Origin of the sequence: Thermophilibacter gallinarum (assembly GCF_014982725.1) — a bacterium.
Lineage (GTDB): Bacteria > Actinomycetota > Coriobacteriia > Coriobacteriales > Atopobiaceae > Thermophilibacter > Thermophilibacter gallinarum.
The window spans coordinates 311,088-324,549 of the sequence record NZ_JADCJZ010000002.1 but is presented as its reverse complement, the minus strand read 5'-3'; the positions used below and the strand labels follow the sequence as shown (position 1 = coordinate 324,549).

Annotated in this window: 13 protein-coding genes; 5 read left to right on the top strand and 8 right to left on the bottom strand. The window is 70.0% G+C overall.

What is annotated here, in order from left to right; genetic code table 11:
- Positions 1 to 21 precede the first annotated feature (21 nt).
- The gene (locus INF26_RS05390; RefSeq protein ID WP_193529706.1) at positions 22 to 822 is read right to left on the bottom strand and encodes a hypothetical protein; all 801 of its coding nucleotides are present in this window, start codon (positions 820 to 822) and stop codon (positions 22 to 24) included.
- 198 nt (positions 823 to 1,020) lie between these two features.
- Here INF26_RS05390 and fba point away from each other — a divergent pair, with 198 nt between their 5' ends.
- Positions 1,021 to 1,893, top strand: a complete 873-nt coding sequence (gene fba, locus INF26_RS05385) for a class II fructose-1,6-bisphosphate aldolase (RefSeq protein WP_193529705.1) — start codon at positions 1,021 to 1,023, stop codon at positions 1,891 to 1,893.
- Positions 1,894 to 2,119: 226 nt separating this feature from the next.
- On the opposite strand, the gene INF26_RS05380 is transcribed toward fba, so the two are convergent.
- The 7 genes from INF26_RS05380 to INF26_RS05350 form a co-directional block, all read right to left on the bottom strand.
- Positions 2,120 to 2,569 (bottom strand): RrF2 family transcriptional regulator, encoded by a 450-nt coding sequence (locus INF26_RS05380; RefSeq protein ID WP_193529704.1) that lies wholly within the window; start codon positions 2,567 to 2,569, stop codon positions 2,120 to 2,122.
- 2 nt (positions 2,570 to 2,571) lie between these two features.
- Positions 2,572 to 3,006: a Fe-S cluster assembly sulfur transfer protein SufU gene (sufU, locus tag INF26_RS05375; RefSeq protein ID WP_193529703.1), complete on the bottom strand. Its 435-nt coding sequence runs from the start codon at positions 3,004 to 3,006 to the stop codon at positions 2,572 to 2,574.
- Positions 2,993 to 4,231, bottom strand: a complete 1,239-nt coding sequence (locus INF26_RS05370; protein WP_193529702.1) for an aminotransferase class V-fold PLP-dependent enzyme — start codon at positions 4,229 to 4,231, stop codon at positions 2,993 to 2,995. Before INF26_RS05370 ends, sufU begins: the two co-directional genes overlap by 14 nt.
- Positions 4,231 to 5,331 (bottom strand): SufB/SufD family protein, encoded by a 1,101-nt coding sequence (locus tag INF26_RS05365; protein ID WP_193529701.1) that lies wholly within the window; start codon positions 5,329 to 5,331, stop codon positions 4,231 to 4,233. Before INF26_RS05365 ends, INF26_RS05370 begins: the two co-directional genes overlap by 1 nt.
- Complete coding sequence (gene sufB / locus INF26_RS05360; protein WP_193529700.1) at positions 5,331 to 6,752, bottom strand: Fe-S cluster assembly protein SufB; 1,422 nt, start codon at positions 6,750 to 6,752, stop codon at positions 5,331 to 5,333. The genes INF26_RS05365 and sufB overlap by 1 nt, the downstream gene beginning before the upstream one ends.
- A complete protein-coding gene (gene sufC, locus INF26_RS05355) occupies positions 6,749 to 7,555 on the bottom strand; it encodes a Fe-S cluster assembly ATPase SufC (protein ID WP_193529699.1) in 807 nt (268 codons plus the stop codon). Before sufC ends, sufB begins: the two co-directional genes overlap by 4 nt.
- 280 nt (positions 7,556 to 7,835) lie before the next feature.
- The gene (locus INF26_RS05350) at positions 7,836 to 8,660 is read right to left on the bottom strand and encodes an HAD family hydrolase (protein WP_193529698.1); all 825 of its coding nucleotides are present in this window, start codon (positions 8,658 to 8,660) and stop codon (positions 7,836 to 7,838) included.
- A gap of 131 nt (positions 8,661 to 8,791) precedes the next feature.
- Between INF26_RS05350 and INF26_RS05345 the strand changes: the two genes are divergently transcribed.
- The 4 genes from INF26_RS05345 to gatB all read left to right on the top strand — a co-directional run bounded on the left by INF26_RS05345 (position 8,792) and on the right by gatB (position 13,357).
- Positions 8,792 to 9,772, top strand: a complete 981-nt coding sequence (locus INF26_RS05345; protein ID WP_193529697.1) for a bile acid:sodium symporter family protein — start codon at positions 8,792 to 8,794, stop codon at positions 9,770 to 9,772.
- A gap of 260 nt (positions 9,773 to 10,032) precedes the next feature.
- Entirely contained in the window at positions 10,033 to 10,350 is a 318-nt protein-coding gene (gene gatC, locus INF26_RS05340) for an Asp-tRNA(Asn)/Glu-tRNA(Gln) amidotransferase subunit GatC (RefSeq protein ID WP_193529696.1), read from the top strand.
- Positions 10,350 to 11,852, top strand: coding sequence for an Asp-tRNA(Asn)/Glu-tRNA(Gln) amidotransferase subunit GatA (gatA, locus tag INF26_RS05335; protein ID WP_193529695.1), 1,503 nt, complete (start codon positions 10,350 to 10,352; stop codon positions 11,850 to 11,852). Before gatC ends, gatA begins: the two co-directional genes overlap by 1 nt.
- Complete coding sequence (gatB, locus tag INF26_RS05330; RefSeq protein ID WP_193529694.1) at positions 11,849 to 13,357, top strand: Asp-tRNA(Asn)/Glu-tRNA(Gln) amidotransferase subunit GatB; 1,509 nt, start codon at positions 11,849 to 11,851, stop codon at positions 13,355 to 13,357. The genes gatA and gatB overlap by 4 nt, the downstream gene beginning before the upstream one ends.
- Positions 13,358 to 13,462: the final 105 nt, after the last annotated feature.

The window sequence follows — 13,462 nt, the reverse complement described above, 5'->3', positions numbered from 1 at the left end:
CGGGCGAGAAGGGCGTCGCGGCTATCGCTCGGGCGTCTCGGCGCCGCCTTCGATCGACCCCGGATTCGACGGGGAGGCGCCCTCGTCGGGGAGCTGGCCGGTCTCGCCCGAGCCCTCATCGCCGGCGTCGGCGTCCGCTCCGGTGCCGTCCTGCGAGCCCGTGGTATCGCCGTCCGGGGAGGGCGCGGACTCGTCCCCGCCGGGTTCGGACGGGGCGGGCGTCGTCGCGGCGTCGTCTGCGGGGTCGTCCTGCGCCGCGTCGCCCTCCTCGGGCTTCGTGTCGGACTCCTCCGACGCCGGCCCAGCGGGCGCCTCGGGCGTCTGCTCCTCGACGACCGGCTCCGCGAGCTGCGGCTTGGTGCCGATGCCGCCGCCCTGCGTCGCCAGGCTCACCACGAGCGCGTAGGCCAGCACGGCGACGACGCCCGCCGCGGTGGCCGCGAGCGCCACGCGCCTTCGCACGAGGGCCTGCCGCCGCTCCCGGGCGGCGTCGCGCACCTCGGCCGGGGCGATCGGGGTGCCGGACGGCGCGACCTCCTCGACCTGGGCCCGGCCGGACACGGAGCCTGCGACGCGGGTCTCGTCCGCGGCGTCGGACCCGAGCGCGCGGATCTTCTCGGCGGAGGAGCGGAGTATGTTGCGGTAGACCTGCGTGGCCACCGCGGAGGCGACGGCGCCGACGACGGCGCCGATGATCGACCCGGCGACGCCGATCTGCGTCGAGAGGGCAAAGGAGGTCGCGGCGGCGAGCGCCGTCGCGAGCAGCTGGGAGAGGGAGAAGTCCCCGAGAACGCCGTCGGCGCGCTGGTTCTTCTCGGCCATGAGGCTCCTTCCGTGAACGATTCCACGACTCAACCGTACCCGCCGACGCCCCTGACGTGCCGCTTGGCCCAAAAGGACACGAAGACCTTACAAGCCGATCGAAAAAGCCGCACCTGCTGCGCTCGCCCCGGCTGCCGTGGGGGTAAAATGGTCTATGGTTCTGTCCTTCCGTGTTTTACGCAACGTATGGAGGTCAACATGCTCGTCAACGCTACTGCCATGCTCAAGGCCGCCGAGAAGGGCCACTACGCCGTGGGCGCCTTCAACACCAACAACCTCGAGTGGGCGTCCGCGATCCTCGACGCCGCCGAGGAGCTCCAGTCCCCGGTCATCATCCAGTGCTCCGCCGGCGCCGCCAAGTGGCAGACCAGCTACAAGGTCGTCGCCGACCTGGTGAAGGGCCTCGTCGAGGACAAGGGCATCACCGTCCCCGTCGCCCTGCACCTCGACCACGGCACCTACGAGGACGTCTTCAAGTGCATCGAGGCCGGCTTCACCTCCGTCATGTACGACGGCTCGCACGAGGCCAGCTTTGACATCAACCTCGAGCACACGGCCGAGCTCGTGAAGCTCGCCCACAGCAAGGGCATCTCCATCGAGGCCGAGGTCGGCGGCATCGGCGGCACCGAGGACGGCATCACCGCCAAGGGCGAGCTCGCCGACCCCGCGCAGTGCAAGGCCATCGCCGACCTGGGCGTCGACTTCCTCGCCTGCGGCATCGGCAACATCCACGGCATCTACCCCGAGAACTGGGAGGGCCTGTCCTTCGACCAGCTCAAGGCCATCAAGGAGGCCGTGGGCGACCTGCCGCTCGTCCTCCACGGCGGCACCGGCATCCCCGTTGACCAGATCCAGAAGGCCATCTCCCTCGGCATCTGCAAGATCAACGTCAACACCGACCTCCAGCTCGTCTTCGCCGAGGCCATCCGCAAGTACATCGAGGCCGGCAAGGACCTGGACGGCAAGGGCTACGACCCGCGCAAGCTCCTCAAGGGCGGCCGCGAGGCCATCACCGCCCGCACCAAGGAGCTCATCGAGGAGTTCGGCTCCACGGGCAAGGGCTGGGCGTAGCGAGAAGATCGCGCGCGCCGCATAGGCAACGCCGACGCCCGGTCCCGCAGCGTGCGGGGCCGGGCGTCTTTCTGTCCGCGGGCGGCATTGCTGCCGCGAGCGCTCTCGCATATGTCAAAGTTCGGAGGGCCCTAACTGGGAAAACACCGTTGGAACTCCGACATATGCGAGAGCGCTCGGCAATGGGCGGGAAGAACGTGCGGCCGCAGGTCCTTCTCGTCCTGCGCTACATCGGGCGTGCGGTGCAGGGCGCGTCCTCGCCGTCGTCCGGGGCGCGCACGAGGTCGGCGAGGGTCTTGGAGTCCAGGTAGCCGGCCGTCACGCGGCCGAGGTCGCGCCAGACGCTTACGGTGGGGCAGGTTCCCACCTGCGGGCAGAGCTCGTCGCTCCTGCAGTCGAGGCAGCTCACGGGCGCGAGCGATCCCTCCGCGGCGCGCAGGAGCTCGCCGAGGGTGTACTGGTCCGCCGGTCGCGTGAGCTTGTAGCCGCCGCCCTTGCCGCGCTGGCTCTCCACGTAGCCGGCCTTGTGCATGAGGGAGATGACCTGCTCGAGGTACTTGCGCGAGATGTGCTGGCGGCGCGCCACGTCGCCGAGCGAGACCCACCCGTCGTGCGCGGCGAGGTCCGCCATCGCGCGCAGCGCGTACATTCCCTTGGTCGAGAACATGCCGGCCATGGCTATCCCCGCGCCTCGAGCATCTCGTCGAGCGTGCGCCAAGCCAGCTCGGCGCACTTCACGCGCGCCGGCATGTGCGCGATGTCGCGCAGGAGCACGCCGTCCTCGAGCGCCTCGAGCGCATCCTCGTCGGTCTCCTCGCCGCGGACCATGCGCATGAAGAGGGCGCAGAGCTCACGTGCCTCCTCCGGCGTCTTGTCGATCATGAGGTCGCTCATTATGTCGGCGCTCGCCTGGGAGATGGCGCAGCCGTGGCCGGTGAACGCCGCCTCCTCGATCGTGCCGTCGTCGGCGAACTTCACGGAGAACGTGAGCTCGTCGCCACAGGAGGGGTTCACGCCCTCGTGGCTGCAGTCGGCGTCCTCCAGCTGGTACTTGTAGTCGGGGTGCGAGACGTGGTCCATGAAGGCCGCGTTGTAGAGGTCAGTCACTGCCATGGAAGATCCCCCAGACCTGGCTCAGGCCGTCGACGAGGCGGTCCACGTCGGCGGCGTCGTTGTAGAACGCGAGGCTCGCGCGGCAGCAGGCGAGGTTCTCCACCCCGAGCCACGCGAGCAGCGGCTGCGCGCAGTGGTGGCCGGCGCGGACGCACACGCCGGAGGCGTCGAGGATGCTCGCCACGTCGTGCGGGTGGACGCCACGGACGTTGAAGCTGATGACGCCGTGGTGGCGTGCGGGGTCGGCGCTGCCGATAAGGTCGACGAAATCCAGCTCAGCCAGGCGCTCGAAGGCGTAGGCCACGAGCGCGGCCTCGCGCTCGGCCACCGCGGGCAGACCCACCGTCTGCGTGAGGTAAGTAAGCGCGGCGCCGGTGGCGTAGATGCCGGCGGCGTCCTGCGTGCCGGCCTCGAACTTCTCTGGCACGGGCGCCCACGTGGCGTCCTGCTCGCGCACGGAGTCGATCATCTCGCCGCCGGTGAGCATCGGCGGCATGGCCTCCAGGAGCTCGTGGCGGCCCCAGAGCACGCCCACGCCCATCGGGCCCAGGGCCTTGTGGCCGGAGAACGCGAGGAAGTCCGCGCCCAGCTCGTCCACGTTCACGCGCAGGTGCGGGACGGACTGCGCGGCGTCGACGACCATCACGGCGCCCACGGCGTGCGCGGCGTCCGCAAGACTCCGAACGGGCAGCTCGCAGCCCATGACGTTGGAGACGTGCGCGGCGGAGACGATCTTGGTGCGCGGCCCGACCTTCTCGGCGATCTCCGCCTCCGCGAGCGTGCCGTCCTTCTCGGGGTAGAGGTAGACGAGACGCGCGCCGGCCGCTCGACAGGCCTCCTGCCACGGGATGAGGTTGGAGTGGTGCTCCATGATGGTGATGGCCACCTCGTCGCCGGGGCCCAGGACGCAGGGCGAGAAGGACTTGGCCACGAGGTTCAGGCTCTCGCTCGTGTTGCGCGTGAAGACCACGTCGCGCGCGTCGGGCGCGCCGATGAGGGAGGCGACCTGTGCGCGGACGTCGGCGATGGCCGCGGTGGCCGCCACGGAGAGGCTGTAGAGGCCGCGCAGCGGGTTGGCGTTCATGGTCTCGTAGAAGCGGCGCTGGGCGTCGAGGGTGCAGGCGGGGCGCTGCGCGGTGGCCGCGCTGTCGAGAAACGCGATCTCGGGGTGGCCGGCCAGCAGCGGGAAGTCCGCGCGGTACGGGTTCTGTCGAATGTCGACCATCACGCCTCCTCGGTGTGCAAAAGTGCCTGTCCCTTTTGCACGGCGCCCGCCTCCACGACGGCGCAGGCCTCGTCGCAGGGGGCGTGCATGAGGGCGTCCTCGTAGAGGGCGCGCACGAAGAGCTGCTCGGCGTCTTCGCGGGAGAGGCCGCGGTCGGCGAGGTAGGCCAGCTGCTCGGGGCTCACGGAGCCGATCGTGGCGCCGTGGTTGCCGGCGACGTCGTCCTCGTCGCAGAGGATCGTGGGCAGCGTCTTGTTGACGACGTCGTCGCCCAGCACGAGCACGGTCTCGGCTTCGTTGCCCTGCGCGCCCTTTGCGCCGTGGATGAGGTCGATCGTGGTGCGCAGGCCCTTGTGCGCGGCGTCCTCGAGCACGCCGTTGTAGGAGAGCTCGGAGCGCGTCTTGCGACCGCGCTGGCGCACGACCTCGTTGATGTCCAGGACCTCGGTGCCGGCCGCGTGATAGCGGCAGCCCAGGTCGACGCGGGCACGCTCACCGGCGAGGTCGCAGGCAAAGCCCAGCGCGACGGTGCCGCCGCCGAGCAGGTACTGGTGCACGTCCACGCGGGCGTCGCGCGCCGCGGAGATGCCCACGCTCTCGAGGTGCTGCTGGGCGGCGCCCACGGCCGCGTACTCGTGCAGGTGGACGCGCGCGCCGGCCTCGGCGATGATGCGCAGGAGTGACGCGGACGTGCCGGCCTCGCCGTCCTTCTCGCCCGCGCCCGCGGCCACGACGATGGTGACCTCAGCGCCGGCACGGACCATCACGCCGGTGTCGGCGACGTCGCCCGCGCCAACGGCGACCACGATCGGCTCCTCGCGCCTCTCGCCGCGCGGGACCTCTACGTAGCGTGCGTCGGCCGCCTGGGACTCCACCCAGTCGCTGACCTCGCGACCCATGCCGCACTCCACGCCCTCGAAGAGGCGCGGCAGCGAGAAGTACACGTCGCCCTTTCGGCTGCGCGCGGGCACCGTGAGCGTGATGTCGTTCGTGCGCAGGCGGTTCCACGTCTGCGCGGGGGCAACGTTGACGCGCTCGAGGGTGATCTCGGACGCGGCGCCCGCGGCGTCGGCAGCGAGTGCGCCGTTCTTCTCGGCCATCATCCGATCGCCCCTTCCATCTCGAGCTTGATGAGGTTGTTCATCTCCACGGCGTACTCCATCGGGAGCTCCTTGGAGACGGGGTTGGCAAAGCCGTTGACCACGAGCGTGCGCGCCTCGGCCTCGGAGCAGCCGCGGCTCATGAGGTAGAGCACCGTGTCGTCCGAGATGCGGCCGATCGTTGCCTCGTGGCCCACCTGCGCGGTGGCGTTGCGCACGTCCATCGCGGGGATGGTGTCGGAGCGGGAGATGTCGTCGAGCATGAGGCTCTGGCAGCTCACGCTGCACCGCGCGCGGTCCGCGTGCCGGCCGATCACCACGGAGCTGCGGAACGTGTTCACGCCGCCGTCCTTGGAGATGGACTTCGTGGAGACGGACGCCGTGGTGTCCGCGCCGTTCATGATTACCTTGCAGCCGGTGTCCAGGTCCTGCGTGGCGCCGGCGAAGGTGATGCCGGTGAACTCGCAGGTGCCGCGGTCGCCCACCATGATCGTGGTGGGGTAGAGGTAGCTCACGTGGCTGCCGAAGGAGCCGGAGACCCACTCCATCTTGGCGTCGGCGCCGATCGTGGCGCGCTTGGTGTTGAGGTTGTACATGTTCTTGGACCAGTTCTCGATCGTGGAGTAGCGCAGGCGCGCGCCGTCCTTCACGAAGAGCTCCACCGCTCCCGCGTGGAGGTTGGCCTCGTAGTACTTGGGTGCGGAGCAGCCCTCGATGAAGTGCAGGTCGGCGCCGGGCTCGACGATGATGAGCGTGTGCTCGAACTGGCCCGCGCCCGCGGCGTTGAGGCGGAAGTAGCTCTGCAGCGGGTAGGGCAGCGTCACGCCGGCGGGCACGTAGACGAAGGAGCCGCCGCTCCAGACGGCGTAGTGCAGTGCCGCGAACTTGTGGTCGGTGGGCGGGATCAGCGTGCCGAAGTACTCGTGCACCACCGGCTCCCACTTCGGGTCGTGGAGGGCGTCCTCGATCGTGGTGTAGATGACGCCCTGCTCGGCCACCTCCTCGCGCATGTTGTGGTAGACGATCTCGGAGTCGTACTGGGCGCCCACGCCGGCGAGGCTCTCGCGCTCCGCCTCGGGGATGCCCAGGCGCTCGAAGGTGTCCTTGATGTCCTCGGGGACGTCGTCCCAGCTCTTGGCCTGCTTGGTCTTGGGCGAGACGTACGTGGAGATGTGGTCCAGGTCCAGGCCTGCAATGCTCGGGCCCCAGTTCGGCGCCATCTCGCGCGCGTGGTAGAGGTCGAGCGCGCGCAGGCGCATCTCGAGCATCCACTCCGGCTCGTCCTTCTTGGCGGAGATTGCGCGGACGATCTCCGGCGTCAGGCCGTCGTCGTAGCGCTCGTAGCCCTCCTCGGACTTTGTGAAGTCGTAGAGGGAGCGATCGACGTCGGCGACCTCGGTGCGGCGGCGCTCCTCGCTCACTCGGCATCACCGACCATGGGGCATCCCGGACACTCGGCGCATGCCTCGTCCTTCTCGCCCGCGCGCTCGAAGCGCTCGAAGCCGTTCCTGTCGATGTCGGCGATGAGGTCGGCCGGGCCCTCGGCCACCATGCGGCCGTGGACCATGACGTGGGTGCGGTCGACCTCCAGGCGCTCGAGGATGCGCGTGTTGTGCGTGATCACGATGAGCGCGCCGCCCACCTGCTCGCGGTAGGCCTGGATGCCGCGGGAGACGATGCCCAGCGCGTCCACGTCCAGGCCCGAGTCGGTCTCGTCGAGGATGGCCAGCTTGGGCTGGAGCAAAAGGAGCTGGAGCATCTCGATCTTCTTCTTCTCGCCGCCGGAGAAGCCCACGTTGAGCTCGCGCATGAGGAAGCCCTGGTCGAGCTCCAGCTGGTCGGCGATGGCGCCCACGCGCTCGCGGAACTTGCGCGCGGTGGTCTTGAGCTCCGGGCGCATCTGGCAGATCGAGCGCAGGAAGCTGTAGAGCGGCACGCCGGGCACCTCCACGGGTGCCTGGTAGGAGAGGAAGATGCCGGCGAGCGAGCGCTTGTCGGCGGAGAGCTCGGTGACGTCCGTGCCGTCGAACTCGATGCGCCCGGAGGTCACGCGGTAGGCGGGGTCGCCCATGATGACGTGGCCGAGCGTGGACTTGCCGGCGCCGTTGGGACCCATGAGGACGTGACACTCGCCGGTGCCCACGGCCAGGTCGACGCCGTGCAGGATGGGCTTGTCCTCGGTGCCCGCGGAAAGCGAGCTCACGTTGAGCAGCTGAGATGCCATGTTGTGCCTTTCGTCTCGCGGGCGTGCGGCCCGCGCGCTCATTTGCCTAATTCATAGTAATGAGTGGGGAATTAAAGACAAGCCGCAGGCGAGAAAAACCTCGCGGTCGATATAATTCCTACTTGCCCGGGGGCATTTTAGTGCCGGCGATCGCCTGCGGCGGTCGCCTGCGGCAGTCGCCGGCTCCAGCTTGAGTGACAAGTTTTCCCGCCCGCGGGGGCAAGCGGGCCGCCGCGGTGCGCAGAAGCCGTCAGTCATCGGTGCGCGCGGGCCGCCGCCGTCACGCGAGCAGGACGTCCTCGACGAACCGCGCGAAGCCGTCCTCGTCGTTGCGAGGCGCGACGAGGTCCGCCGCGGCGCGCGCCTCGTCGCTCGCGTTGCCCATGGCCACGCCCAGGCCGGCCGTCCGCAGCAGGTCGGAGTCGTTGCCCGCGTCGCCGATGGCGCAGACGTGCCCGGGGTCGAGCCCGATGGCGTCGCAGAGGGCGAGAAGCCCCGTCGCCTTGGTCACGTCGCGCGGGCCGAACTCGGCGTTGCCGGTCGCCGACGCCGCCGGCTCCAGGTCGAAGCGCTCCGCGAGCGGCGCGAAGTCGTCGTAGCGCCAGGGGTCGACGAAGTGGGCGCCCACCTTGAGCACGCCGCAGCCGGAGCCGGCCACGACGTCGGGGACGTTCTCGACGAGGTCCTCGCTCCAGGGGGCGTCACCGCGCACGCGCAGGTAGTCCTCCTCGCTTACGCTGGAGCCCAGGCGCGTGCCCGTCGCGTCGTCGAGGCAGGTGTAGGTCACGACCCCGGGGCGCTCGAGCGCGCGCACGAGCTCCGCGGCGACGCCCGCGTCGACGACCTCGTGGACGTAGAAGTGACGGCGCTCCACGTCGAGCACCACCGCCCCGTTGGCCGCGATCGCGTAGCGGAAGCCGTGCATGCCGAGCACGCGGTCGAAGAGCGTCTGGTAGATGCGCCCGGTCGTGGGGACGGGCTCGATCCCGCGCTCGCGCAGCGCGAGCACGGCCCTTCTCGCCCGCGGCGAGACGGACTTGTCGGGCATGAGGAAGGTGCCGTCGAGGTCAAAGGCAAGAAGCCGTATGTCGCGAGCGTCTGTCATGGGTGCCTCCGGGGGACGACTCCGTTCCCCACCAGCATAGCCCAGCGGGCGGGTTTTCCGCCGCGTTACGGAGCCGCCCGGCGCCGTCCGGCGAGAAGTACCATGGGTCGCGGCGGAAGGGGGTCTCGGGAATGGACGCGTGGAAGCGGCTCGGCGGCCTCATCGGCAGCCACATGGCCATCATCTCGCCGGCCTGCGTCGTCCTGGGCGTGCTGTTTCCCCAGATCGGCGTCATGCGCCCGCTCGTGACGCTGCTCTTCGCGTTCATGACGTTCCAGAGCGCGCTCTCCAACACCTTCGGCAACCTCGGGCGCACGCTGCGCCACCCGGCGCCGATGCTCGTCTCGCTGGCGCTCACCGTGGCGGCCATGCCGTGCGTTGCCTGCGCGCTCGCCCTGGCGCTCTTCGGGTCCGACCCCAACCTCGTGTGCGGGATCGTGCTCGAGTACTGCGTGCCCGTCGCCGTGGTGTCTGCCATGTGGACCAACATGCTCGGCGGCGACCCGGCGCTCTCGCTGGCCACGATCCTCGTCTCGACGGTCGCGGCCCCCTTCACGATCCCGCTCACCCTGCACGCGCTCCTCGGCCAGACGGTCGAGGTCGACGCCGCGCGGATGATGGGGGAGATGGTGGGCTCCATCGCGCTGCCGGCCCTTGCGGGCACGCTGGCCAACGACCTCACGCGCGGCCGGGCGGCGCGCGAGCTCTCGCCGGTCATCGCCCCGGCGGCGAAGCTCGCGCTCGTGGCGGTGATCCTGACCAACTCCACGGGCGTGGCCCCCTACGTGCGCGGCCTCACGCCCACGCTCGTGGCGGTGGCCGCGTTCATCGGCGCCTTCGCGGCGTGCGGCTACGCGCTCGGGCTTCTCGCCGCGCGGACGCTGCGCCTGTCGCACGAGCAGGAGGTCTCGATGACCTATCTCGTGGGGATGCGCAACATCTCCGCCGGCGCCGTGATCGCGGGGGAGTACTTCCCCGGCGAGGTGATGTTCCCGGTGGTCATAGGGACGCTCTTCCAGCAGGTGCTCGCCGCCGGGTTCGGCAGCCTGCTGCGTCGGCTGCGGCGGGCCCGCGGTGACGGGCGGGGCCCGCGCGACCCGGGCGCTCGCTAGTGGCGGTGGCGGCGCGGGCGGACGCGTCCGTCGTCGAGGATGACGGCCAGGCCGGCGATGACCACGAGTGCGATGAAGACGAGCTTGTTCATGGTGACCTCCTTCGGTTGCTGGCCCAATCCTCGCAGGCGGGGCACGCGGGAGCCATCGATGCGGCTTACTGCTTGCTTTCGCTTTCGTAAGGTTGCAAGGCTGCGACACGGTTCTTCTCGGCGGCGCGCCCTGTCGTAGAATGGTGCGCAGTGTAGATAGGAGGACCCATGCCCCTTACCAGAGAAGACGTCGCGGGCATCGCGGACTACGCGCGCATCGCGCTCACGCCCGAGGAGCTCGACGAGATGACCGCGTACATGAACAGCGCGATTGACCTGCTCGAGCCCATCCGCCAGTACGACCTCGAGGGCGTGGAGCCCACGTTCCACCCCATCGGCGACCTCTCCAACGTGATGGCCGACGACGTGCCGGACGAGGAGGTGCGCCACCTGAGCGTGGACGTGGCGCTGTCCAACGCCGGCGCGTCCCGCGACCGCAGCTTCCGTGTGCCGTCCATCCTCGGCGACCAGGGGGGTGACCGCTGATGGCAAACCTCGACCAGCTCTCCGCGGCCCAGATCGCGGCGGGCGTCGCGAGCGGCGACTTCACCGCCACCGAGGTGGCTCGCGCGGCGCTCGACGCCGTGGATGCCCGCGACGGTGAGATCAGGGCGTTCCTGCAGGTCTCCGCCGACCTCGCGCTCGCAGCCGCCGAGGCCACGGACAAGGCCCGCGCGGCGGGCGAGAAGCTCGGTCCTCTCGCCGGCGTTCCCGTTGCCTTCAAGGACAACATGCACCTCGTGGGCACCCGCACCACCTGCGCCTCCAAGATGCTCTCCAACTACGAGTCCACGTTCACGGCCACCTGCGTCCAGCGCATGCTCGACGCCGGCGCCACGCCCGTGGGCAAGACCAACATGGACGAGTTCGCCTTTGGCAGCTCCACCGAGTCCTCCGCCTTCCACCCCACGGCCAACCCGTGGGACACCACGCGCGTCCCGGGCGGCTCCTCGGGTGGCTCGGCCGCGGCCGTCGCCGCCGGCGAGGTCTCGGTCTCGCTGGGCTCCGACACCGGCGGCTCCATCCGCCAGCCGGCCTCGCTCTGCGGCGTCGTGGGCATGAAGCCCACCTACGGCGCGGTCAGCCGCTACGGCGTGGTGGCCTTCGGCTCCTCGCTTGACCAGGTCGGCCCCTTCGGCCGCAGCGTCGAGGACGTGGCCCTGGCCATGAACGCGCTCACTGCCGGCGGGCGCGACCCGTGGGACTCCACGAGCCAGCCGGTCGACGTCGATTTTCTCGCCCACCTGGACGACCCCGTCGAGGGGCGCCGCGTGGGCGTCGTGCCCGCCCTCATGGAGGCCGCCGGCCTCACCGACGAGGTCCGCGACGCCGTCACCGCCGCCGGATGCGCGCTGCAGGACCAGGGCGCCGAGCTCGTGGAGGTGGACCTTCCCAACATCGCCTCCGCCATCGCCGCCTACTACGTGATCGCGCCGTGCGAGGCCTTCTCCAACCTCGCGCGCTTCGACGGCGTGCGCTACGGCTACCAGGAGCAGGGCTGCGCTACGCTCGCCGAGCAGACCTCGCTCTCCCGCGCGCACGGCTTCGGCGAGGAGGCCAAGCGCCGTCAGATGCTGGGCGCCTACCTCCTCTCCAGCGGCACCTACGACACGTACTACTACCCGGCGCAGCAGGTTCGCACCCTCATCACGGCCGACTACGCCCGCGCGTACGAGAAGTGCGACGTCATCCTCATGCCGGCCGCGCCGCGCACGGCGTTCAAGTTCGGCGAGATGAGCGACCCCACGCAGATGTATGCGTCGGACCTGTTCACGATCTCCAACAACATCGTCGGCAACGGCGGCGTCTCCGTGCCGCTGGGTCTGGGCGCCACCTCCGGCCTGCCCGTCTCCGCGCAGCTCCAGGGCCCGGCCTTCGCCGACGCCACGCTGCTCACGTTCGCCCGCGCGATCGAGCGGTCCTTCTCGCCCGCCGGCGGGGCCCCCGTCGCGCCCGCGTTTGCCGGGAAGGGGGGTGAGCTCGCATGAAGAAGCTCGCCGAGGTCCTCAAGGACTGGGAGGCCGTGATCGGCCTTGAGGTCCACACCGAGCTCACCACGCTCGAGACCAAGATGTTCTGCAACTGCCGCCTCTCCCACGACGACGAGCCCAACACCAACGTCTGCCCCGTCTGCCTGGGCATGCCGGGCGCACTGCCCGTGCCCAACGAGAAGGCCATCGAGTCGATCGTCATGGCGGGCCTGGCCACCAACTGCGAGATCATGCGCCACTCCATGTTCTACCGGAAGCACTACTTCTACCCGGACATGGCCAAGAACTTCCAGACCACGCAGGGTCCCGTGGCGTTCTGCATGCACGGCCACCTGGACCTGGAGGTCTCCGGCGCCGGCGCCAAGGAGCGCCCGGACGACACGGTCGAGAAGGACGCCGACGGCGGCTACGTGGCGCCCATCCGGATCCTGCGCATCCACATGGAGGAGGACGCCGCCAAGATGGTGCACGTGGGCGGCGAGGAGGGTCGCATCACCGCGGCCACCGAGTCCCTCATCGACTACAACCGCTGCGGCACGCCGCTGATCGAGCTCGTCACCGAGCCCGACCTGCGCACGCCCGAGGAGGCGCGCCTCTTCATGGAGAAGCTGCGCCAGACCTTCCTCACGCTCGGCATCTCCGACTGCTCGCTCGAGAGCGGCTCGATGCGCTGCGACGGCAACATCTCGCTGCGACGCCGCGGCGAGACTAAGTTTGGCACCAAGACCGAGATGAAGAACATCAACTCGTTCAAGAGCCTGCACGACGCGCTCGAGTACGAGATCTGCCGCCAGGCCGAGGTGCTTGAGGAGGGCGGCATCGTCTACCAGGAGACGCGCCACTGGGAGCCGAGCCGCCGGCGCACCGTGGTCATGCGCGTCAAGGAGACCGCGGACGACTACCGCCTCTTCCCGGACCCGGATCTCGCGCCCTTCGACCTCACGGACGAGTTCGTCGACCGCTGCCGCGCGCGCATCCCGGAGCTGCCGGACGCCAAGCGCGACCGCTACATGGCCGACTTCGGCCTCAAGCACGCCGACGCTGCCCAGCTCGCGGGCGACCCGGCGGTCGCGGCCTTCTTCGAGGAGACGCTGACCGCGGCGGGCGAGAAGAACGTGGAGACCGTGGCCAAGGTCATGGTGAACCTCGTCCCCAGCTACGACGCCCTCACGCCGGCGCAGGTCGCGAGCCTCTCGGCGCTTCTCGCCGAGGACGCGATCACGTTTGCCCAGGCGCGCGAGGTACTCGACGCGGTCAACGGCGCCGGCGAGGACCCGGCCGCCTACGTGGATGCCCACGGCATGCGCCAGTCCACCGACGAGGGCGCGCTCGGCGCCATCGTGGACGAGGTGCTCGGCCGCTGCACGGACCAGGTCCAGCAGTACCGCGACGGCAACAAGAAGGTGCTCGGGTTCCTCGTGGGCCAGTGCATGAAGGCTGCCAAGGGCTCCGGCAACCCCAAGGCCTTCAACAAGATGCTGGCGGAGCGGCTCGAGTCGTAGGGGCCCGGGGCACGCGGCACGACCCCCTGAGGTCCGGCGCTCAGACAGCTTGCCGAGAAGGGCGCTCGGCAAGAACTCGCGGCGGTCCTCAGGGGGTCGCGCCGC

Coding starts and splice junctions, on each gene's coding strand:
- sufC (WP_193529699.1), bottom strand. CDS start 7,555: ATGGCATCTCAGCTGCTCAACGTGAGCTCGCTTTCCGCGGGCACCGAG.
- gatA (WP_193529695.1), top strand. CDS start 10,350: ATGGCAAACCTCGACCAGCTCTCCGCGGCCCAGATCGCGGCGGGCGTC.
- INF26_RS05365 (WP_193529701.1), bottom strand. CDS start 5,331: ATGGCCGAGAAGAACGGCGCACTCGCTGCCGACGCCGCGGGCGCCGCG.
- gatC (WP_193529696.1), top strand. CDS start 10,033: ATGCCCCTTACCAGAGAAGACGTCGCGGGCATCGCGGACTACGCGCGC.
- INF26_RS05350 (WP_193529698.1), bottom strand. CDS start 8,660: ATGACAGACGCTCGCGACATACGGCTTCTTGCCTTTGACCTCGACGGC.
- sufU (WP_193529703.1), bottom strand. CDS start 3,006: ATGGCAGTGACTGACCTCTACAACGCGGCCTTCATGGACCACGTCTCG.
- INF26_RS05370 (WP_193529702.1), bottom strand. CDS start 4,231: ATGGTCGACATTCGACAGAACCCGTACCGCGCGGACTTCCCGCTGCTG.
- INF26_RS05390 (WP_193529706.1), bottom strand. CDS start 822: ATGGCCGAGAAGAACCAGCGCGCCGACGGCGTTCTCGGGGACTTCTCC.
- INF26_RS05345 (WP_193529697.1), top strand. CDS start 8,792: ATGGACGCGTGGAAGCGGCTCGGCGGCCTCATCGGCAGCCACATGGCC.
- INF26_RS05380 (WP_193529704.1), bottom strand. CDS start 2,569: ATGGCCGGCATGTTCTCGACCAAGGGAATGTACGCGCTGCGCGCGATG.
- fba (WP_193529705.1), top strand. CDS start 1,021: ATGCTCGTCAACGCTACTGCCATGCTCAAGGCCGCCGAGAAGGGCCAC.
- gatB (WP_193529694.1), top strand. CDS start 11,849: ATGAAGAAGCTCGCCGAGGTCCTCAAGGACTGGGAGGCCGTGATCGGC.